The organism is Enterococcus sp. AZ067 (assembly GCF_051715005.1).
Lineage (GTDB): Bacteria > Bacillota > Bacilli > Lactobacillales > Enterococcaceae > Enterococcus_D > Enterococcus_D casseliflavus.
The window spans coordinates 3,183,034-3,204,745 of record NZ_JBIOSY010000001.1 but is presented as its reverse complement, the minus strand read 5'-3'; the positions used below and the strand labels follow the sequence as shown (position 1 = coordinate 3,204,745).

At 44.5% G+C, this 21,712-nt stretch carries 21 protein-coding genes and 1 other annotated feature; of the genes, 13 read left to right on the top strand and 8 right to left on the bottom strand.

The window, feature by feature from the left end; genetic code table 11:
* The first annotated feature begins 52 nt into the window (after window positions 1-52).
* The 3 genes from IGI82_RS15180 to IGI82_RS15170 all read left to right on the top strand — a co-directional run bounded on the left by IGI82_RS15180 (window position 53) and on the right by IGI82_RS15170 (window position 2,854).
* Window positions 53-760 carry a response regulator transcription factor gene (locus IGI82_RS15180; RefSeq protein ID WP_008379528.1) on the top strand — a complete coding sequence of 236 codons (708 nt, stop codon included), beginning with the start codon at window positions 53-55 and terminating at the stop codon, window positions 758-760.
* Window positions 750-2,108, top strand: coding sequence for a sensor histidine kinase (locus IGI82_RS15175; RefSeq protein ID WP_438842438.1), 1,359 nt, complete (start codon window positions 750-752; stop codon window positions 2,106-2,108). Before IGI82_RS15180 ends, IGI82_RS15175 begins: the two co-directional genes overlap by 11 nt.
* Window positions 2,109-2,215: 107 nt before the next feature.
* Window positions 2,216-2,854 (top strand): PepSY domain-containing protein, encoded by a 639-nt coding sequence (locus IGI82_RS15170; protein ID WP_438842437.1) that lies wholly within the window; start codon window positions 2,216-2,218, stop codon window positions 2,852-2,854.
* 68 nt (window positions 2,855-2,922) lie between these two features.
* On the opposite strand, the gene IGI82_RS15165 is transcribed toward IGI82_RS15170, so the two are convergent.
* The 3 genes from IGI82_RS15165 to IGI82_RS15155 form a co-directional block, all read right to left on the bottom strand.
* On the bottom strand, window positions 2,923-3,093 hold the full coding sequence (locus IGI82_RS15165) for a hypothetical protein (RefSeq protein ID WP_008379536.1): 171 nt from the start codon (window positions 3,091-3,093) through the stop codon (window positions 2,923-2,925).
* A 90-nt stretch (window positions 3,094-3,183) separates the two neighbouring features.
* Window positions 3,184-3,618: an acyl-CoA thioesterase gene (locus tag IGI82_RS15160; RefSeq protein ID WP_008379539.1), complete on the bottom strand. Its 435-nt coding sequence runs from the start codon at window positions 3,616-3,618 to the stop codon at window positions 3,184-3,186.
* A gap of 189 nt (window positions 3,619-3,807) precedes the next feature.
* Window positions 3,808-4,015: a binding site (T-box leader), on the top strand.
* 197 nt (window positions 4,016-4,212) lie between these two features.
* Window positions 4,213-4,440, bottom strand: coding sequence for a hypothetical protein (locus IGI82_RS15155; RefSeq protein WP_438842436.1), 228 nt, complete (start codon window positions 4,438-4,440; stop codon window positions 4,213-4,215).
* 109 nt (window positions 4,441-4,549) lie between these two features.
* Between IGI82_RS15155 and hisS the strand changes: the two genes are divergently transcribed.
* The 4 genes from hisS to IGI82_RS15135 all read left to right on the top strand — a co-directional run bounded on the left by hisS (window position 4,550) and on the right by IGI82_RS15135 (window position 10,734).
* Complete coding sequence (gene hisS, locus IGI82_RS15150; RefSeq protein ID WP_115232797.1) at window positions 4,550-5,848, top strand: histidine--tRNA ligase; 1,299 nt, start codon at window positions 4,550-4,552, stop codon at window positions 5,846-5,848.
* An 11-nt stretch (window positions 5,849-5,859) separates the two neighbouring features.
* A complete protein-coding gene (gene aspS / locus IGI82_RS15145) occupies window positions 5,860-7,635 on the top strand; it encodes an aspartate--tRNA ligase (RefSeq protein ID WP_438842435.1) in 1,776 nt (591 codons plus the stop codon).
* A gap of 156 nt (window positions 7,636-7,791) precedes the next feature.
* Entirely contained in the window at window positions 7,792-8,667 is an 876-nt protein-coding gene (locus IGI82_RS15140) for a YitT family protein (protein WP_005233887.1), read from the top strand.
* Between the two features lie 198 nt (window positions 8,668-8,865).
* Window positions 8,866-10,734 (top strand): acyltransferase family protein, encoded by a 1,869-nt coding sequence (locus IGI82_RS15135; protein ID WP_074536791.1) that lies wholly within the window; start codon window positions 8,866-8,868, stop codon window positions 10,732-10,734.
* Window positions 10,735-10,811: 77 nt separating this feature from the next.
* On the opposite strand, the gene dhaL is transcribed toward IGI82_RS15135, so the two are convergent.
* The 4 genes from dhaL to IGI82_RS15115 form a co-directional block, all read right to left on the bottom strand.
* The gene (dhaL, locus tag IGI82_RS15130) at window positions 10,812-11,417 is read right to left on the bottom strand and encodes a dihydroxyacetone kinase subunit DhaL (protein WP_438842434.1); all 606 of its coding nucleotides are present in this window, start codon (window positions 11,415-11,417) and stop codon (window positions 10,812-10,814) included.
* Between the two features lie 14 nt (window positions 11,418-11,431).
* A complete protein-coding gene (gene dhaK / locus IGI82_RS15125; RefSeq protein WP_010750002.1) occupies window positions 11,432-12,415 on the bottom strand; it encodes a dihydroxyacetone kinase subunit DhaK in 984 nt (327 codons plus the stop codon).
* A complete protein-coding gene (gene dhaM / locus IGI82_RS15120) occupies window positions 12,412-12,816 on the bottom strand; it encodes a dihydroxyacetone kinase phosphoryl donor subunit DhaM (protein WP_005228160.1) in 405 nt (134 codons plus the stop codon). The genes dhaK and dhaM overlap by 4 nt, the downstream gene beginning before the upstream one ends.
* A gap of 204 nt (window positions 12,817-13,020) precedes the next feature.
* A complete protein-coding gene (locus IGI82_RS15115) occupies window positions 13,021-15,345 on the bottom strand; it encodes an HAD-IC family P-type ATPase (RefSeq protein ID WP_438842433.1) in 2,325 nt (774 codons plus the stop codon).
* Window positions 15,346-15,604: 259 nt separating this feature from the next.
* On the opposite strand from IGI82_RS15115, the gene queG reads away from it, so the two are divergent.
* Window positions 15,605-16,780, top strand: a complete 1,176-nt coding sequence (gene queG, locus IGI82_RS15110) for a tRNA epoxyqueuosine(34) reductase QueG (RefSeq protein WP_438842432.1) — start codon at window positions 15,605-15,607, stop codon at window positions 16,778-16,780.
* A gap of 39 nt (window positions 16,781-16,819) precedes the next feature.
* Here the strand turns inward: queG and IGI82_RS15105 are convergent, their stop codons facing one another.
* A complete protein-coding gene (locus IGI82_RS15105; RefSeq protein ID WP_005228172.1) occupies window positions 16,820-17,176 on the bottom strand; it encodes a hypothetical protein in 357 nt (118 codons plus the stop codon).
* Between the two features lie 165 nt (window positions 17,177-17,341).
* On the opposite strand from IGI82_RS15105, the gene IGI82_RS15100 reads away from it, so the two are divergent.
* From IGI82_RS15100 to trhO, 5 genes are all read left to right on the top strand, one after another.
* Window positions 17,342-18,217 carry an SPFH domain-containing protein gene (locus IGI82_RS15100; RefSeq protein WP_010750000.1) on the top strand — a complete coding sequence of 292 codons (876 nt, stop codon included), beginning with the start codon at window positions 17,342-17,344 and terminating at the stop codon, window positions 18,215-18,217.
* Between the two features lie 3 nt (window positions 18,218-18,220).
* Window positions 18,221-18,718, top strand: a complete 498-nt coding sequence (locus tag IGI82_RS15095; RefSeq protein ID WP_005233908.1) for an LURP-one-related/scramblase family protein — start codon at window positions 18,221-18,223, stop codon at window positions 18,716-18,718.
* A 19-nt stretch (window positions 18,719-18,737) separates the two neighbouring features.
* The gene (gene scrK / locus IGI82_RS15090) at window positions 18,738-19,610 is read left to right on the top strand and encodes a fructokinase ScrK (protein ID WP_086337870.1); all 873 of its coding nucleotides are present in this window, start codon (window positions 18,738-18,740) and stop codon (window positions 19,608-19,610) included.
* Window positions 19,611-19,710: 100 nt separating this feature from the next.
* Window positions 19,711-20,460 carry an alpha/beta fold hydrolase gene (locus IGI82_RS15085; protein ID WP_438842431.1) on the top strand — a complete coding sequence of 250 codons (750 nt, stop codon included), beginning with the start codon at window positions 19,711-19,713 and terminating at the stop codon, window positions 20,458-20,460.
* A gap of 107 nt (window positions 20,461-20,567) precedes the next feature.
* Window positions 20,568-21,530 carry an oxygen-dependent tRNA uridine(34) hydroxylase TrhO gene (trhO, locus tag IGI82_RS15080; RefSeq protein WP_005228186.1) on the top strand — a complete coding sequence of 321 codons (963 nt, stop codon included), beginning with the start codon at window positions 20,568-20,570 and terminating at the stop codon, window positions 21,528-21,530.
* The last annotated feature ends 182 nt before the right edge of the window (window positions 21,531-21,712 follow it).

Here is a 21,712-nt window from a genome sequence, read left to right as displayed (position 1 = left end):
AAGTTTCGAAAAAATCCGTTATGATAGAAGCAAAACAGGAGGAGGAGCGCATATGGCCTTGAAGATCTTGCTAGTAGAAGACGAAGAAAGTTTAGCCAGTTTTATTCAGACCGAATTGACTTTTGAGGGATATGACACGGTCTGGGCCAAAGATGGGCAAGAGGCATTGACCTTGTTCAATCAGCAAGCAAATGCTTTTGATCTGATTTTATTGGATTGGATGCTGCCAATCTATGACGGCATCACAGTGGCGCGGCGGATACGTAAAGAAAGCGACATCCCGATTTTGATGATGACCGCCAGAAATCAAACCGCCGATGTGGTGACGGGGCTTGATGTCGGATTAGATGATTATTTAACGAAACCTTTTGAAATCGAAGAACTGTTTGCCAGAATTCGGGTGATCGAGCGGCGGTTGCAACGAGAAGCCAAACAACAAAAGAACCAGCAAAACCAATTAGTGGCGGGGGAGCTGATGATGGACATCGCCAAGCACTTAGTTCAGGTTGCCGGTGAAACCATTGAGTTGACGCCAAAAGAGTTTGGCATTTTATATGAATTGATGAAAGAACCTGAGGTCGTCAAAACGAGAGATGACCTATTGAATGAGATTTGGGGCTATGAATACGACGGCCAAACGAATGTTGTAGATGTCTATATCCGCACACTGCGGAACAAGCTGGATGTTTGCGGCAAAGGCAAAATGATCGCAACCGTTCGTGGATTAGGCTATGTCTTGAGGACCGATCATGAAGAATAAATCAGCCAACCAACGTAGAAAAACAGCCCAATTTCAATTGACGAGCCGCTTTTCCTTGATTCTCTTTGGTCTGCTGATTCTCTTCAATCTGCTGTTTATTTTATTATCCGTAGGTTATTTGTTTGAACATATCGAAAATCGTGCCAGCAACATCCTTGAAGCCATCGAAAAAGGTGAGGCATCAGGGGATGCCTGGGACTTTCTCGTCAATGCCTATGTCTCGGCAGATGAAGAAGACGCCCTGCAAGTGATCTTAGCCGATGGCAGTGTCGTTTCATCAGAAGATGCGGAAGAGATTTTTGCCGGTATCAATCAAGGGCGAGTGATTCCTTTTCTCGAAGACATCGTTTTTACAGAGGAGGGCATCTATTACACGAAAACCCAAGAAGTCGATGGGGATCAGGTGACGATCGCTATCAATGGGGAGGATAGTGTGGAATTAGCCTATGGCCTCTTTATGATCAGCAGTTTCTTGAATCTGATCGCTGTTGTCGTGGGCAGTCTGCTGATTTATTGGAGTGTCGGGAAATGGAGTCAGAAACTTACCGGCATGGCGCAAGAAATTGCTGCCATTGAACAAAGCCGAACAGGAGAACTGACGGTTTCTGAAGAGCCCATCGAGATTCGTTCGGTGGCATTGGCTTTCAATAAATTATTGAAAGAACAGCGAGAGACGATTGAGCGGGAAAAACGGTTCGTTGCCGATGCTTCCCATGAGCTGCGAACACCTTTAGCTGCGATTCGCGGACATGTCCAATTGATCCAGCGGCGTGGAACCAAACATCCCGAAGTCATTCCTTCCTCAATGGCGTTTATCGACAAAGAGTCGAAGCGTTTGGAAACATTGAGCAATCAATTGCTGGACCTAGAAAAAAATCAATCCCAAGATGAAATGACCCTCGTTGATGTTTCTCAGATCGTCCGAGAAGAGTGTGAAAAACAAGCGACGATCGTTCCGCAATCGATTGAATATTTTGTGGAGAACCAATGTATGAAACGTGGGCATAAACGTGACTTCCAGCAAATCATCCAAAACCTGTTAGAAAATGCCGCGAAGTATTCGCCTGTTGATCAGCCGATTCATGTGACCTTGACACAAGAGCAAAGGCAGTTGTCTTTAACCGTCGCCGATTTTGGCATTGGGATTCCCGATGACAAGAAAGCCTTGATTTTTGAACGGTTCTATCGGGTAGAAGATTCTCGTTCTAGCCAGATTGCCGGTTCAGGCATTGGGCTTTCACTGGTAAAACAGCTGGCAGACAAATATCATGCCAAAATCACCGTGATAGACAATCAACCGCAAGGCAGTATCTTTAAACTTGCCTTTCCAAATGAAAGAGAAAGATGAAGATTTTTTTAGATTTTCTTCAAGCATTTTTGATTCTTTTTCATGAGGAACTTGTTATTCTAAATATATAGAAAAAAGGAATACACAAACAATTGGAGGAATGAAACATGAAAAAAACAACTATTTTATTCGGAATTGCCGCATTAGGATTATTGGCAGGATGTACACAAAACAACACGGGAAATTCAGAACCTGCGCAAAACAGCAGCTCAAGCACAGCAGTTGCCTCATCGAGTGAAACAACGTCGTCACAAGCAACAGACAGCTCTTCAAGCAGTGCAGCGATCGCCAATGGCGGCTTACCTACGGTGACCGTAGAAGAAGCGATCCAAATATTCCAAGACAAATACCCAGATGCAGCGATCACTTCGATTGATTTGGATACTTCTTTTGGCAATTACTTCTACCAAGTAGAAGGGGTGGGTGACACGAATGAGTTTGAATTAAAGATCGATGCAGAAACCAAAGAAACTTCTGAAGAAAGAACGGAAAAATTGGATACCGATGAACAAAACGGTGTCAAAAAAGATGCCGATCAATTGGACCTAACCAACTTGCTTTCATTGGAAGAAATTTCTGATATCGCCGTGAAAGAAGCTGGCGGCGGTCAAGCAACAGATTGGTCATTAGACAAAGAAATGAATGTAACCTATTGGGAAGTCAAAGTAGAAGATGGCAACAAACAAACAGATGTGAAAATCAATGCCCAAACAGGTGAAGTACTAGAAACCGAATTGGATGACTAATCCTGTTTCGCAGTAAAAAAGATAAGCCGCTATCGTCTATGCGCAAAAGACGATAACGGCTTATTTCTTTACGTATGCTGTTTGACTTCAGTTAACGGTTTGACGCGACCACCAATTTTATCTGCAAATGCTTCGGACTGCTTCCGATCTTCAAAGACCCATAACTTGTCTGGAATTTTTTCACGAGTGCGACGACCATCTTTGCCAATGTAACCATGCAAAACTTTAATCACGTACATCGCCATCATCCTTCCCTGAAATTACTTTTGATTATACGAAAGCCGTTTCAAAAAGCAAGGATTTTGACTTAAATGAGTGATCAGAATTGATTATTCCCCTGACAGGGCAGCATAATCAGCAAATCGTTGATGGATTTCAGGAAAACTACGCTTCAACTGCACGATGCGATTGGTCTCTTTTGCTAAAAAACAATGCTTTGAAGTCCCCGTCGTAGCCAACTGACCATCGCTAGTTTTGTAGATCTCATAGCGAAAATCCAAACGCGTGCCCGTATATTTGTCGACCAAAACATCGATTCGCACCTCATCTTCGTAACGAATCATCGTTTTGTATTGCGCACTGACTTCCAGCACGGGAACGATCAAGCCAGCTTCTTCGATCGTATGATACGGTAAATCCAAAAACGCCAGCAATTCCACGCGGGCCTCTTCAAACCAGCGGATATAATTGGCGTGATGGATGATCGCCATTTGATCGGTCTCATAGTAGTGTGGTTGACGGATATAGCCTGAATATAAAGACATAAAAACAGCTCCTTTCATAGAAACAAAACCTTCGTTATTCAGCATAACGCAAAAAGGAAGAAAAGCAAACAGAAGGAGAGCTTCTTTCTGTTGACCACTTGAGAAAATGCTACTAGAGAGCAGCGGAGTGAAAAAGACAGTGAAACACCTTGACTTTTTCATAGCTTTCTTGTAGTTTATAGATAATATCAAAAATCAGTGAAGGATCGAGTACTTTATTCTATTCCTTAAAAGAGAAAACTGCCCCGGCTGAAAGCAGTTTAGGACGTGTAAAGGAAAGACAATCTGGAGATGAACAGAAGAAAAGCTGTTCCGTGACCGAGCGTTAATCGAGCGAAGGAGAAGAATATTTCTCGAATTTAGGTGGTACCGCGTGTAATCAAAACTCGCCCTTGTATAAAAAAACAAGGGCGAGTTTTTTGCTGTGAATCACTATGATTGGCTTGCGGAGCAAGCCAGAATAGATGATGAACAGTACTAGGCGAGTGCAGGGAGCGTAGTAACCGAACTAGGAATCACTATGATTGGCTTGCGGAGCAAGACAGAATAGATGATGAAGAGTACTAGGCGACCGTAGGGAGCGTAATAACCAAACTAGGAATCACTGGGATTGGCTTGCGGAGCAAGACAGAATAGATGATGAACAGTACTAGGCGACGTAGGGAGCGTAGTAACCGAACTAGGAATCACTATGACTGGCGTAAGAAGTGAGACATGAAAGCTGTACTTGGCATTTTTTGCTTCGTTCAATTGCAGTCGAAGCCAACGAAATGATGACCAGCAACCAACGACAAAGAGCGCAATAACCCAAAAGTCAAACACGAGAACAACCCACCCACATCAATGAGCAACAAGCAATAGGTGAATAAGCAAACAAGCAATGAAAGCAAAGAACATGGGCAACCATGAAACAAATAGGAGGATGCATACGATGAGTTACCAACGTCCAAAAGGAACCAACGATATTTTGCCAGGAGAATCCGAAAAATGGCAATTTGTGGAAGAAACAGCACGCTTAGTGTTTCGCGATTATCAATTCAACGAAATTCGGACACCGATTTTTGAGCACTTTGAAGTGATCGCCCGCAGTGTCGGGGACACAACGGATATCGTTTCAAAAGAAATGTATGATTTCTACGATAAAGGAGAGCGTCATGTGACGTTGCGTCCAGAAGGCACCGCACCGATCGCTCGTTCTTATGTCGAAAACAAACTATTCGGACCAGAACATACGAAGCCTTATAAAGTGTTTTACATGGGACCAATGTTCCGTTATGAACGTCCGCAAAAAGGCCGTTTGCGTCAATTCCACCAAATCGGTGTCGAAGTTTTCGGTTCAGCAAATCCAGCGACCGATGTTGAGACAATGGCGATGGCAATGGATTTTTATCGTCAATTAGGACTGAGTCAATTGCGCTTGGTCATCAATTCATTAGGCGACAAAGAAACACGCCAAAACTATCGGCAAGCGTTGATCGATTATCTAGCGCCCCATGAAGCGGAGCTTAGTGAGGATTCAAAACGCCGCTTGCATGAAAATCCTTTGCGGGTCCTTGACAGTAAAGATAAGCGTGACCAAAAATTCGTGGCGGATGCACCATCGATCCTAGACTACTTAACACCAGATGCCAAGGCACATTTTGAAACCGTAACGAGTATGCTGGATGCGTTGGAGATCCCTTATGAGGTCGATTCAAATATGGTGCGCGGTCTGGATTATTATACCCACACGATTTTTGAGATCATGAGTGAGGCACCAAAAATGGGGGCGCAAGCCACCATCTGTGCCGGCGGTCGTTACAATCATTTAGTGGAAGAGCTAGGCGGACCAGAAACACCTGGTTTTGGTTTTGCTTTGGGGATCGAACGTTTATTGATCACTATGGAAGCTGAAGAAGTTGTGATTCCTGCTTTGAATGAGTTAGATGCGTATGTGGTTGGTTTGGGACAAGAAACCAATTTAGAAACGCTGAAAGTCGTGCAAGCGATTCGTAATTTCGGTTTTTCTGCCGATCGTGATTTCATGGATCGTAAAGCCAAAGCCCAGTTCAAATCTGCTGATAAGCAAGGGGCACGGTTGGTTCTGACTCTAGGCGAAACAGAATTAGCAGAACAAGTGATCAATATCAAATCCATGGCAAGCCGTGAAGAAAAACAATTTCCGTTAGCGGATCTTTATGCCCGCTTCGATGAGATCTACGATGAAATGACAACCAAAATGTTTGAGTGAGGAGAAAAAGAATGACAAAACGTACAGTATATTGCGGGTTAGTAAATGAGACCCATTTAAACCAGACAGTGACTCTAAAAGGCTGGGTGCAAAAGCGCCGTGACTTAGGGGGCGTGATCTTTATTGACTTGCGCGACCGAGAAGGGATCGTGCAAATCGTCTTCAATCCTGAGGTTTCGAAAGAAGCCTGGGAAATCGCGGACAAATGCCGCAGTGAATATGTGTTAGAAGTAACAGGTCAAGTCATCAATCGTGCACCAGAAGCCATCAATCCGAAAATGGTGACAGGTGCCTATGAAGTGATGATCAGCGAAATCACGATTTTAAACACTGCAAAAACACCAGCCTTTTTGATTGAAGATGATCAAACCGTTGGCGATGAGATTCGCATGAAATACCGTTATTTAGACTTGCGTCGTCCAAAAATGACGAACAACATCGTGATGCGGGCGAAAACGACGCAAGCGATCCGCAATTTCTTAGACACGAACGAGTTCTTGGATATCGAAACACCTTATCTAGGAAAATCAACACCAGAGGGCGCGCGGGATTATTTGGTTCCTTCACGGATCTATCCAGGTCATTTCTATGCGTTGCCGCAATCACCACAAATTTTTAAACAGTTATTGATGGGCGCCGGCTTCGATCGCTACTATCAAATCGTACGTTGCTTCCGTGACGAAGATTTGCGGGGCGACCGTCAACCAGAATTTACCCAAGTCGATATCGAAACCTCTTTCTTGACGGCAGAAGAAATCCAAACCTATACGGAAGAGCTATTGGCAAAAGTGATGCGAGAAGTCAAAGGCATCGAAGTTACCTTGCCATTCCCACGGATGACCTATGATGAGGCAATGGGACGCTACGGCAGTGACAAACCAGATACACGGTTTGACATGGAGCTTATCGACTTATCAGAAGTTGTGAAAGACGTTGATTTTAAAGTCTTCCAAATGGCTCTTGAAAAAGGCGGCGTTGTGAAAGTCTTGAATGCCAAAGGGGCTGCAGACAAATACTCCAGAAAAGACATGGACAATCTAGGCCATTACGCTGGCCAATTTGGTGCCAAAGGATTGGCATGGGTCAAAGTTGAAGAAGATGGATTGAAAGGACCGATCGCTAAATTCTTGACGGAAGCAACCGACGCGATCATTGCAGCAGCCAATGCGGAAGTTGGCGATATTCTGATGTTTGGTGCCGATTCCTTTGCGATCGTTTCAGCAACATTGGGGGCGATCCGTAATAAATTAGGAAAAGAATTAGGCTTGATCGACGAGAGCAAATTCAACTTCCTATGGGTCACTGATTGGCCGCAATTTGAATACGATGAAGAAGCAGGCCGCTACGTTTCTGCTCACCATCCATTCACATTGCCAAAAGAAAGCGATCTGCCGTTGTTAACGACAGACCCTTCAAAAGTCTATGCGCAAGCCTACGATATCGTGCTAAACGGTTACGAGCTAGGTGGCGGATCATTGCGTATCCATACACGGGAAGTGCAAGAGCAAATGTTTGAAGCGCTGGGCTTCTCACGTCGCGAGATGCAAAATCAATTTGGCTTCTTATTGGATGCTTTGGATTATGGTTTCCCACCACATGGTGGCATCGCCCTTGGGTTAGACCGGTTAGTGATGCTCTTGGCTGGTGAAGAAAACATTCGCGAAGTCATTGCCTTCCCTAAAAATGGGAAAGCGGCTGATCCAATGTCACAAGCGCCAAGTACCGTTTCGCCAATGCAACTGTTTGACTTGAGCATTGATGTAACAACGGTTGAAGAAAACGAATAAGCGTTAAACCCATGATGAAATGAGTGATGAAATAGAAATTGGTGAATGAATGAAAAAAGTTCATGAGAATTCACCCATTTCTTTCATTGCTCGTTTCTTTTTTTATGTGCTGAAGTATAATAAAGGCAAATCAAAAAAGTGAGGCTATGAAATGCAATGACTCCTCTGTTTAAATGGCTCCCTCATCCGGAATATGCCAACAAACTTTCATTCTCGATCGTGTACGCACTGCTGGCATCGATTGCGGTCAATTTTTTCTATCAGCCGGGCAATATTTATTCCAGCGGCATTACCGGTGTCGCTCAGATCATTACTACGATCTCAAGAGAATGGATCGGGTTTTATATCCCCTTATCCCTTGCGCTATTATTGTTGAATGTGCCATTATTTTTTCTAGGTTGGTTTAAGATCGGCCACAAGTTTACGATTTTTACTGGAATTACTGTTTTACTCACCTCCTTATTCGTGCAAATTTTACCCGAAGAAACCGTTACGACGGACCCGATGATCTGTGCGATTTTCGGTGGTGCCATCAACGGGGTGGGGATCGGCTATGCCTTGAAGAATGGTCTTTCTTCCGGCGGGCTGGATTTTGTCAGCATTGCCATCCGCAAACGGACAGGGAAGACGATCGGCTCGATATCGATTTTCTTTAACATTGTTATTTTGTTCGCCGCAGGGATCTTGTTTGGCTGGCAATATGCGTTGTATAGTGCGATCGCGATTTTTGTCAGTGGAAAAGTGACGGATGCGGTCTTTACGAAGCAAAAGAAAATGCAGGTGACGATCATCACCCGCAACCCAGAAGAAGTCATTCAAACGATCCAAAAACATATGCGGCGAGGGATTACCATCATCAATGAAGCCGAAGGGGCGTACAAGCATGACAAACAAACGGTTTTGCTGACGGTAGTGACACGCTTTGAACTGCCGATGCTGCGCAGTGCCATGAAAGAAGCTGATCCAAAAGCCTTTGTCAGTATTGCAGAAAATGTCCAGATTTTGGGTCGCTTTTATGAAGAAGAACTGTGAAAAAGGAGTTGAAAAAAGTATTTCTTTATAGAAGTACTTTTTTTTCGCCAAAAATTAATTTTTTTGAAATATAGCAGATGTTGCTAGCTTTATATGGGGGATTTCTGGTAAATTATGAGAGTATGGAATCAATAGCGTTCATGCTGAAATTGTTTTTTTATGAAACAATTGGATCAATTAGAGAAAAGTGGTTGAAAAATGAATAAACGTTTAAGCACAAGCCGCTATATTACCGGGTTTGACGGCATTCGAACCTTGGCAGTCATCGGCGTTATTTTATATCATTTACTACCTACTCATATGCGAGGCGGGTATTTAGGAGTTCCAGTATTCTTTGTCGTATCAGGTTATTTAATCACTGACTTGCTGAGGCAAGAGTGGGATCAAAACGGCAAAATCAAAGTCAAAGATTTTTATGTTCGGCGGATGAAACGGCTCTATCCAGGAATGGTGGTGATGCTGCTTATCTCAGCAGCATATATCACGTTGTTCCAGCGAAACCTGTTGAATAATTTGCGCGGGGTTTTTGTTAGCTCGTTGCTGTATTACAACAACTGGTGGCAGATCAATCATGGGTTATCCTATTTTGATCGGTTCGGTAATGAATCCCCCTTTACCCATCTGTGGTCGCTGGCTGTAGAGGGACAGAACTATCTGATTTGGCCTTTAGTGTTTATTTTGTTGATGAAAATCGGCAAGCAGAGGCATCGCGCCTTTAAATTTACTGCCGCAGTCACGATTTTGTCGGCAATTCTGTTAGCAGTCCTTTACACACCAGGCGCTGATCCGACACGGGTCTATTATGGAACGGATACGCGGCTCTTTTCGATCTGGATGGGGAGTGCCTTAGCATTCATTTGGCCAAGTACTCATTTGAAGAAAGAGATACCGCAAAAAGCCAAACGGGTCTTGAATATCTCTGGCTTTGCTTCCTTGGCTGGTCTGATCGCAGCGTTCTTTTTCTTAGATGATCATTTGACCTTTGTCTATTATGGTGGCATGTTCTTGATCAGTATCCTATGTACGATTCTTGTGGCAGTCACCGCTCATCCCGGAGCCAGCTTGAACCGGGTATTGAGTAATCCGATTTTCAGTTATATCGGCAAGCGTAGTTATGGGATCTATTTGTATCAATTTCCAGTGATGATTTTTTACGAAGCAAAAGTTGGGAACATCGGTGAGAACGTGCTGATGCACACGTTAGTGGAACTATTCTTGATCTTGTTTATCAGTGAATTGTCCTATCGGTTTATCGAAAACCCAATGCGTAAATTCCAGTACAAAGATACATTCAGAACGGTCCGCGGTTGGTTCAGCAAACCAATTTTTAGTTGGAAAAAACCATGGTTAGTGCCCAGCTTACTGATTACCCTCGTTGCTTTGTTTGGCGTCGTGACCGCACCGACGAATTATGTCGATGCCCAGCAGCAGCAGTTGAAAGACAACATTGCGGCCAATAAAAAAGCGGCAGAGCAATCGCAAAAGAATGCGAATGCTGAAGGCAATGAAGCAGACGATGAGGCGAGCACGAGTGAAGATGAAAAAAATATCATGGAAAAATATGATTTAACAGCAGCTCAAGTGAAAAAAGCAGAATCTCTTGAAATCACGGCTTTTGGTGATTCCGTGATGCTGGATGCAACGGCTGACTTGAAAGAAGTCTTTACCCAAGCGGTAGTTGATGGGGATGTTGGGCGCCAGCTGTATGCGAGCCCTGAATTGATCAAAGACTTGAAAGAAAAAAATCTTTTGCGGGATACCGTCCTTGTGGGGCTAGGGACGAATGGTTCCTTTACAGAAGCCCAATTTGACAGCTTTATGAATGAGATCGGTGATCGCAAAGTCTACTGGATCAATGTGCGGGTACCGACACAGCGTTGGCAAAATGAAGTCAATCGGATGTTGGAGCGCATGGCGGAAAAATACGACAATATGACCTTGATCGATTGGTATGATTTGAGTAATGACCAAGAATCATGGTTCTATGAAGATCGGGTCCATCCAAATCCAGATGGCATGGATCAATACGTGAAGCTAGTTGCCCAAACGATTTTACAAGAGGAATAAGCAAGAAAAAGACAAACCTTACGTAATCATAAGGTTTGTCTTTTGTCTTAAACGGTGCTTTGTAAGAGCAGCGTTTTTTAATTCTTTTCTATCACCGTTAATAGTGAGTCAAACAAAATCGCACTAGAAGCCGATCCGGGATCGATATGACCGATGGCACGTTCACCAACATAAGAGGCGCGGCCTTTTTTAGCAACGAGTTCTTTGGTATGTTCTTTCGCTGCTTCGATCGTGTCTTTGGTCAATTCACCTTTTTTCAAGGCTTCTGCGACAGGTTGCCAGACATCGATCATGGTCTTATCCTCAAACTCAGCTTTTCCCCGCATTTTGATGCCCGTCAAGCCTTCTTCAACGATCGTACCTAATTGTTCAAAGGAGTCGATCGTTTCTAGTTCCTTCGTTGCTTTAGTCATATTCATAAACGCCGAACCATAAAGGGGACCTGAAGCGCCGCCGACTTTTGAGATCATTGCCATCGAGAAGACTTTAAAGGTATCACTGATCGTCGTTGGCTGTTGTTTGGCATAAGCTTCTTGATAAGCAGCTACGCCGCGTGCCATATTGTTGCCATGGTCTCCGTCGCCGATCGGTGTATCTAAATCGCTCAAATAGGCTTTGTTTGCTTCGATTTCTTTCGTGAAGGTATCTAACCATGCTTGCACCGTTTCTATTGTCAATTGCATCTCTATTCGCTCCTTTACCAGGCTATTGTTGTGACGGCTTCATTTAACGCATCGGTGTGATCCGTTTCGCTGAAGTCGATCAAGGTCAGTGAAAGTCCCTGCATATCGATGGAAGTCATGAAATTGCCGACTTTATGGAAGGAGACAGGGATGTCTTTTTCTGCGAGTAATTTCGCGACATCATTGGCAAAAACGAACAGCTCCATTTGCGGCGTACCACCCATACCGTTGATCAAGACACCGACTTTTTCTGGGGTCTTTTCATAATCCGCTAAGATTTTTTCCACCAACTCTTGTGCTAGTTCACGTGAGGGTTTCAGTTTTTCACGACGGTAACCAGGTTCGCCGTGGATGCCCACGCCATACTCGATCTCATCATCGGCTAAGTCAAAACCTGGTTTCCCAACTTCAGGAACTGTTGCCGCTTTTAATGCGACTCCAATGGTTTTGATCGATGCAACCAAGGCATCGCCCAATGTTTTTAATTCGCTTAAGCTGGCACCATTACGAGCAGCTGCGCCTAAAATCTTGTGGACTAAGACCGTACCGGCAACTCCTCGTTTGCCAGCAGTATAGGTGCTATTTTCAACAGCGATATCATCATCCACGACCACGATCTCCGTCGTGATCTCTTCCATTTCTGCCATATCTTTGGCCATCTCAAAGTTCAAGATATCGCCAGTATAGTTTTTGACGATCAGCAAGACGCCTTGTCCTTGATCAGAATCTTGGATAGCCGTCAAAATCTGGTCGGGGGTCGGGGAGGTGAAGACATCGCCTAAAACGGCGGCGCTAAGCATCCCATCACCGACAAAGCCAGCATGGGCCGGCTCATGTCCGCTCCCACCGCCAGAAACAAGACCGACTTGTTCTTTTTGATTATTCTTAGCGATCACCCGTGAGTCGGCGACTTGATGGACCAGTTCAGGATAACTGCCTACGATACCAGCCAACATTTCTTCTACGATCATTGAGGGATCATTAATGATTTTTTTCATGCTTCATGCCATCCTTTCTCGGCTGCTTTTTTTGCTTCTGCAACGATTTGTGCCAAATCATCACTGAAACCAGCGGTGATCGCTGCAGCAAAGGCACCTTCCACCAACGGCGCGTCGATCAGGTGATAGCGTTCTTGTTGCTGAGGTTCCAGCATGTCGTAAGCAAGTTCGGCATTCAAAACGGCACTGCCTAGATCGGCAAAGACTAAGATCAGTTCAGCATCTGCGGATTCGTTGACGGCATCCACGATTTTCGTGGCGTCAGAACCCAGCTCTCCTTCTGCTGTCCCGCCTAAAGAATAGATCGTGACTGACTCGCCGTCAGCCATTTCTTCGATCATCTGTTTTAATCCTTCGGTGAGTTGCTGACTGTGAGAAACGAGTAAAATACTTTTTTTCATCCAATTTCACCAACACTTTCTGATTAAATTTGGCTGTTTGACAAGGGGGTTGCCTTTTCCAAAGAAACACCGTCCTTGTTGAAACCGCCTACAGGTTCAGTATACCAAATTTCTTTCTTCTTGTATGGTTGCACCTATGGAGAGGACAAAAAAACAGCATCGTCTTTCTGGACAAAGCAAGAAAGAGCGATGCGGTAAAATCAATTAGGATTGTTTAACGAGCACTTTGGCTGAAAAGCGCTTCGTTAGGAAAGAAAGCCCCACGTACAGGCAGATGTTCAATGCCATCATGCCAAGGAAGTAAGGCAAGGTTACGGCGGTCAAGAAACCGACTTCCAGCAATCCGTGGAAAAGCATTGCGGCGACATAGATCCCCACGGTAGTGGTAATCGCTAAGAACAATCGCAATGGATTTAATGGCAAGCAAGCGCGAATCACAGCGATACAACTGATCCCGATCAACAAATAGTACAACAAGGTCGTCGTATCAAATTGCGACCAACCGTAGTCGGTTTGTAAAAAGCGGATCGCAAAGTAATTGACTAACACCAACAGGGCGTTTGGCAACGCATTGAGCAAGACCGTCGGCAAGTAGCGCCCCTTGATCGGTGCTTTGTTTTCTTCAAAGGAAAGGAAGAAAGAAGGATAGCCTTCAATTGCTAAGTCGATCAATGTGATTTGGATTGGCAAGAACGGAAAGGCGCTGGATGTCAGGATACAAACCAAAGAGAGCAAGAAGCTGTAAATCGTCTTGATAAAGAAGATCCCCGACGCTTTGGTGACGTTATTGACGACGCGGCGTCCTTCAAATAAAACATCTGGCAACGTAGTAAAGTCAGAATCCAATAAGACAAAGTTAGCGATTTGACGAGCCGCACTGTCGCCAGCAGCCATCGCAATACTAACGTCGGCTTCCCGCAGCGCCAACACGTCATTGACGCCATCGCCCGTCATAGCAACGGTCCGTTGATTGGCTTTTAATTCTTGGACAAGCAGTTTCTTTTGTTCAGGGGTCACACGACCAAAGACCGTATAGCGTGTCGCAGCTTCTCGGACTTCTGCTTCGGTCGTTAAGGTAGAAAGATCGATGGCTTGATCGGCATTCGCAAGACCTGCACGATGGGCGATCGCTGCGACAGCTACTGGATTATCGCCAGAGATCACCTTTAGATCGATGCCTTGATCGGCTAAGTAAGCCAAGGTTTCTTCAGCGTTTTGGCGGATGATATCAGATAAAATCAAGACTGCCACCGCTTGTGCATTGCTTGGGTCAAAGGATGCTGGCGCTTTTGGATCGGTCTCTACAGCTAAAATCAACACCCGCAGACCTGCTTCTTGCGCTTCTTTGACTTGCGGCAAGGCAGCAGAGCCAGCGACTTTTTCAGGTGCGCCAAGATAGACATTTCCTAGATGTTCAAAAGCTACAGCACCCCATTTGCGCTGTGAAGAAAAGGCAGCGACTTCGATCGGCTGATGATCCGTTAGCTCAGGGCAGCCTTGACGCAATGCTTGCATCGTCAAATTGTTATCTGTGCTGGCTGCCAAATAATTCCCTAAGAGCATGTTAGGGTCGCTGTCGGCTTGGAGAGGAACGATCGATTCGAGAACCATATGGCCTTCCGTCAACGTCCCCGTCTTATCCAGACAAAGGGTATCGACATGCGCTAAGGTTTCAACGGCATACATGTCTTGGACCAAAATCCGTTTTTTGGCCAATTTAATGACACCTGTCGTCAAGGCGATACTGATCAGCAGGACAAGTCCTTTTGGTAACATTCCTAATAAGGCAGCGGCAGAAACGACGACGGATTCCTTGATTCCAGCATCTCGCATCATAAAGGCTTGGAAGAACAAGATCACCCCTAAAGGAACGATCACATAGCTAGTGAATTTGGACACACTACGGATCGAAGCAAGCAGCTCAGAGCGGATCGGTTTGTGGACCTTCGCCTCATTGCTTAGTTTCGCTGCGTAGTTTTCAGCACCGACATGAATGACTTTTCCTGTCACTTCACCGCTGACGATGAAACTTCCTGAGAGTAAGGAAGCACCTGCTTCTTTGACAACCAGATCGGCTTCACCAGTCAGCATCGCTTCATTGACTTCGACTAGTCCAGAAAGCACCGTCATATCAGCAGGGATTTGGTCCCCAGCACCAAGAATGACTGAGTCTTCTAAGACCAATTCTTTGGCTGAAATCTCATGGATTTGACCATCTCGAATCACTCGTACCGTTTGCGGTGAAACAAGTGAGAGTTTTTTTACTAAATTACGTGCGTGCAATTCTTGGCTGATCCCAATGGTGATATTCACAAAAATAATCGCTAAGTAGAACATGTTGGAATAGGCGCCTACGGCAAATAAAAAAACGCCAATCAATAGGTTGAGAAAATTGAATAACGTCAGTAAATTGTCCTTGATGATCGCAGCAGTTGATTTACTGGTTTTGGTTTCATAATCATTGTGCAGCCCCTCTTGGGTTTTCTTGGCGACTTCTGCTGCAGTCAAGCCGGTGGGTAATTGAGTCATAAGCATCTCCATTTCATTTGTTCATTTCTTTCTGATTCCTTTATCTAGTCTAGCATTCGAAAAAGGCAATGCAATCGTTGCGAGGAAAATAACGATAAAATTAATTAAAATCTTAAACAATCAACACGTGTTCTTTTAAAGAAAGAAAAAAACTGGGGGAACAAACCGCACCATCGACTTTTTTCAGGTGCTTACGTATAATAGGGGAAGAGAAAAAGCCGAGAAGCAGATGCTTAGCGGACAAAAGAGGGTAGTGAGTATGTCTTTAAAAGAAAAAATTATTGCAGAAAGCAAGCGGCTTGGCATCGACAAGATCGGGTTTGCTTCAGCGGAGCCGTTTTTGGCATTGGAGCCTTCCTTGCGGGAACAAAAAGCCAAAGGCCATACCTCTGGTTTTGAGCATCCCGTGATCGAAGAGCGGATCTATCCTGAACGGACATTTGAAAATCCGCAAACGATCATTGCGATCGCTTTAGCTTATCCGACAAAAATCAAAGAGAAAGTCCCGCGGGATGAAAAACGTGGCATGTTTGCCCGTGCCTCGTGGGGCATCGATTACCATGATATTTTGCGAGAACGATTGGATCGCTTGATCGCCTTTATCAAAGAACAAGCGCAAACGATGGAAGAACAAGTCAAATGGCGTTTCGCACCGCAAGTCGATACAGGGGAATTGGTGGATGTGGCGGCAGCGCAGCGGGCGGGTCTTGGCTTTATCGGTCGTAATGGCTTGCTGATCACAGAAGAATTTGGTTCGTTTGTTTATCTCGGGGAGATCGTCACTAATATCTCTCTTGAACCAGATGAAGAAGTCCCGTTTGGTTGTGGGGATTGCATGCGTTGTGTGACGGCTTGCCCCACTAAAGCGTTATTGGGCGATGGTCGGATGAATACCCAGCGTTGTTTGTCCTATCAAACCCAGACGAAGGGCATGATGCCAGAAGAGTACCGCAAAAAGATGCATAACGTGATTTACGGTTGTGATATTTGTCAGCTGGTCTGCCCTTATAATCGGGGGAAGGACTTCCATTTTCATCAAGAGATGGAGCCTGAAGTCGATACCGTTTATCCAAAACTGCAACCGATGCTGTCTTTATCAAACAAAGCCTTCAAAGAACAATTTGGCCATCTATCTGGCTCTTGGCGGGGGAAAAAACCGCTGCAGCGTAATGCCATCATCGCCTTAGCCAATGTGGGAGACCGGAGTGCCTTGCCAGCGATTTGGCGCTGTGCGACAGAAGACGTGCGCCCAGTGATTCGAGGAACGGCTTATTGGGCCATTGGTCAGTTGGGCGTCAAAGAACCAGAGATGTGGTTAGAGCGACTGCAACGGTGCGCAGAGTTAGAACCCGAAGAAGAAGCACAGCAAGAATTGCAGCCTGCTATCGAACGATTGCAAGCAGTCATTACCAAAAAGCAGGAAAAAGAGCTATAAAAAAAGCAAAACGTGCCCGTGGCCGTTTTGCTTTTTTGTTTAATCTAGTACGTCATCACTTTCAACGATTTCTTCTGAATCGAGTTCGAAATCGGGTGCTGGATGCACACGCTCAGGCAGCTCCATTTCTAACTCGCCTTCTTCGGTGTATTGGTTGTCGGTATCAGCAACGTCAACTAAAATTTCTTCAGGAAGCTCTTGTTCCAACCGATAGCCTTCTGCATGACGTGCATCGAGTAATTCCAAAAGATGTTGCCACTCGTCTTTCGAGATCACTACAACGTCAATGCCATCTTTGTTTTGTACCTCTACAACAGAGGAAAGATCGGTGCCGACCGTTTTAATGATCGATTCCAACGACCATTTACTCGTTTCTAAGTCAATTTTTTGTGCCATAAGAATTACCCCTTTTTTGAGAAAAATTTTGTCCTACCTTAATTGTAACGGGAAAGTTGCAGAAAACAAAATAGCTTGATTGGGAATCGTCGCTGATATGCGCAAGAACATTTGCACAGCGGCTTTAACCAAGGTAAGATAAGAGCAAGAAGGGAAGGAATAAAAATGACAGAAAAACAGACATTTCATGTGAATGGGTATTTAGCACTGGTTGTGCTGATCGGGTTATTGGTTGGCGGCGGTTATTTGTTTTATCATGGGTTCGTAAATGAGAGCGTTCTCGAAATCGTTCTCAGTATTCTTTTATGGATCGTTTCGTTTCTTTTCCTTAGTTCGTTAACGATCGTACAACCCAACCAAGCCAAAGCGATCCTCTTTTTTGGGCAATATTTAGGAACCATTAAAGACAACGGCTTGTTTGTGACAACCCCATTAACCCAAAAAATCAATGTTTCATTGAAAGTCCGCAACTTTAACAGTTCGCTGTTGAAGGTCAATGATTCAGACGGAAACCCGATCGAGATCTCGGCGGTGGTGGTTTTTAAAGTCGTAGATACGGCGAAAGCATTGTTTGATGTCGATTATTACCAAGATTTCATTGAGATCCAAAGTGAAACAGCGATTCGTCATATTGCGACGCAATACCCGTATGACACGTTCAATGACGATGATCTGACGTTGCGAGGCAATACCAATGAAGTTTCGGAAGAACTGGCAAAAGAATTGCAAGAACGATTGGCTGTTGCCGGGGTCGAAGTCATAGAGACCCGCTTAAATCACCTCGCGTATGCGACTGAGATCGCTAGTGCGATGCTGCAGCGCCAACAAGCCAAAGCAATTTTATCAGCACGGCAAATCATTGTTGAAGGGGCCGTCTCCATGACACAAATGGCGTTAGAACAAATCGAAGACGGACAGGACATCAATTTCACGGATGACCGCAAAGTCCAACTGATCAATAATTTATTGGTATCGATCATTACCGATAAAGGCACGCAGCCGGTGATCAATACGGGCGATGTCAAAGAGAAAGGAGTGTAGCATTTGAAGAAACTTTACATCAAACAGAAGGTTTTCAGCATTGGCGAAAAATTTACCGTCACCGATGATTTACAAAACCCTCGCTATTATGTCGAAGGCAGTTTTTTTAAGATCCCGAAAAGTTTTACGATCTTCAATGAGCAGCAGCGACCGATCGCGGAGATCACCAAAAAAGTGTTCAGTTTATTACCAAAATTTTTTGTGGAAGTCCACGGCCAAGAAGCGATCGTTTTAGAAAAACATTTCACATTTTTTAAAGCCCGCTATTCCATCAGTGCAGAAGGCATCGATGTGGACGGCAATTGGTGGGATATGGATTTTGTGGTCAACCGCAACGGCAAACGGATCGCAGAGATCCACAAAAAATGGATCTCTTGGGGCGATACCTATGAAGTTGTGATCTATGAAGAAGATCTAGATGACCTGATCATTGCATTAGTGGTAGCCATCGATCGCGTCAAAGCAGATGATGCCGCAGCGTCAAGTTCAGCAAGTAGTTAGAAAAAAAGGAGCGATGTGCATGTTATACGGTTCGATTGAAGCAGGCGGCACAAAATTTGTGTGTGCCATTGGCGATGAAGAAATGACGATCAAGGAAAGAGTGAGCTTTCCGACAACGACACCTGAGGAAACAATGCCTTTAGTCATTGATTTCTTCAAACAATACCAAGCAGATTTAGCAGGGATTGGGATTGGCTCATTTGGGCCTATCGATATCCATCGTGATTCTGCCACTTATGGGTACATTACCTCGACCCCGAAATTGGCATGGCAAAATTTTGATTTCATCGGTACCATGAAAAAAGAATTTCCGATCCCGATTTCTTGGACAACAGATGTCAATGCGGCTGCCTATGGTGAGTATGTCTTCGGCAGTGGCAAAGGATTGAGCAGTGTCGTTTACTATACGATCGGTACAGGTGTTGGCGGCGGTGCCTTACAAGAAGGGCGCTTTATCGAAGGGTTTAGTCATCCAGAAATGGGGCATATGCTGGTCGTCCCTCATCCAGAAGATGACTTTGCTGGCAGCTGTCCATTTCATGGCAACTGTCTAGAAGGGATGGCCGCTGGACCCGCCATCGAAAAACGCTTAGGGAAAAAAGGACAAGAGGTTGCAGAAGATGATCCTTATTGGGAAATCGAAGCCTCCTATATTGCTCAATGTGCCTACAATACAACCTTGATGTTTTCTCCAGATGTGATCATTTTTGGCGGTGGTGTGATGAAACAACGCCATATGCTGCAAAACGTCCACGACGCATTTGCAAAATTGGTCAATGGGTATGTCGAAACACCTGAGTTAAGCAAATATATCGTGACCCCAGCATTGGAAGACAATGCTGGAACCCTCGGTTGTTTGGCATTGGCTCGAGAAGCGGTCTTACATTCATAAACGAAAAAACGGATCATACTCTTCGGGTATGGTCTTTTTTTACAGCGTATCAGTGGCGCTTTTGGCGACTTTTTGTATACTTAAGCTGAGGTGGAAAAGAATGAAATTAGCTGTTCGAAAAAGAAAAATCGGAAATATTCCGGTCTTAGAAGTCGTACCTGAAGAAATGATTTATGAGCCGCTGCCATTGATTATTTACTATCATGGCTGGCAGACGAGTAAAGAATTAGTGTTGACACAAGGCAGAAAGTTGGCTAGAGAAGGTTTTCGGGTGGTCTTGCCAGATGCAGCCAATCATGGGGAGCGCAAGACCCAGCTATCGGAGATTCCTTCTTTAACTTTTTGGCAAAGTATCCAAACCAATCTATTTGAGTTTTCTTACTTAGTCGATTTTTTTGAAAACCTTGGTTTGGTCAACGGTCAGATCGCAGTTGGCGGAGTCTCCATGGGAGGGATGACCACGTGCGGTTTATTGTGCCAGCATCCAGAAATTACAGCGGCAGCTTGTATCATGGGTTCTCCTTCCATGTTGAAATACCGTGACCGCATCCAAATGCACGCTGGCGCTGCTGGGTTCTTTGTACCCGAGGATTATGGTCAGCTTTTAAGCTGGATGGATGCTTACGATCTGTCTTCTCAATCAGAGAAATTGGGACAGCGTCCTCTTTTGTTTTGGCATGGTACCCAAGACGAGAAAATTCCTTATGGTGATGTGGAAGCCTTTGTGGCAGAAAATCCAGAAGCAAATTTGCAGTTTATCTCGCGAGAAGAACGCCATCTGGTACGTGGAGAAACGATGGATCAAGTCACAGCTTTTTTCGTGGCAGAGCTCAATCAAACCAATCCATGACACGGTTTGCGCAAGGAAAAAGATTGTGTGAAAAGGTACAAGCATAAAACTCGTTTTTTGTCACGTGATAACCTATACTGTAGGGTGCAAAAAAAGGAGGAATTGGTTTGACATACCGCGTTTTATTATTTTATAAATACACAACAATTGAAGATCCGGAAAGCTTCGCCAAGGAGCATTTAGCATTTGGAAAAGAAATTGGCATCAAGGGCCGTATTTTAGTAGCCAATGAAGGGATCAATGGCACACTTTCTGGAACGGTTGAAGCAACGGATCGCTATATGGAAAAAATGGAAGCTGATCCCCGTTTTAAAGGGATTTTTTATAAGATTGACGAAGTAGAAGAACATGCGTTTAAAAAGCTATTCGTTCGTCCGCGTAAAGAATTGGTTTCATTGAACCTTGAAGACGACATCGATCCATTAGAAATGACTGGAAAATATTTAGATCCTAAAGCGTTCAAAGAAGCGTTGTTAGATGAAGATACCGTGGTGATCGATGCCCGTAACGATTATGAATATGATTTAGGCCATTTCCGAGGAGCCGTTCGTCCCGATATCCGCAGCTTCCGTGAGTTGCCGCAATGGATCATCGATAATAAAGAAAAATTCATGGATAAAAAAGTCGTTACTTATTGTACTGGTGGTATCCGTTGTGAAAAATTCTCAGGCTGGCTGCTGCGAGAAGGCTTTGAAGATGTGGCCCAACTCCATGGCGGTATCTTTGCTTATGGGAATGACCCAGAAGTTCAAGGTGAGCTTTGGGATGGGAAAATGTACGTCTTTGATGAACGCATCAGTGTGGAAATCAATCATGTAGATAAAAAAGTCATCGGCCGCGACTGGTTTGATGGGACACCTTGCGAGCGCTATGTAAACTGTGCCAACCCAGAATGCAATCGCCAATTCTTAACTTCTGAGGAAAATCAGGCTGCCCATTTAGGTGCCTGCAGCTATGATTGTGCCATCCACGAACACAACCGATACGTGGAGCAACATGGGATCACAGAAACAGAAAAAGCTGAACGGTTAAAAAACTTTGCAACAAAAAATGAAACAGTCACTGCTTAAACCGACAACTGTTTCACAGGAAATGAATGATTAAAAAAGTCGCGCGTGAGTCCGAAAACTGGCTTAGCTCAGTCAGTTTTTACACCTTCCGTGCGGCTTTTTTGAATGGACAGAATTGGAAACGATTGTTTTTTAATTATCTGAAAAATCTAACTATTCCAATTATTCTTTTTTCTTTCCTA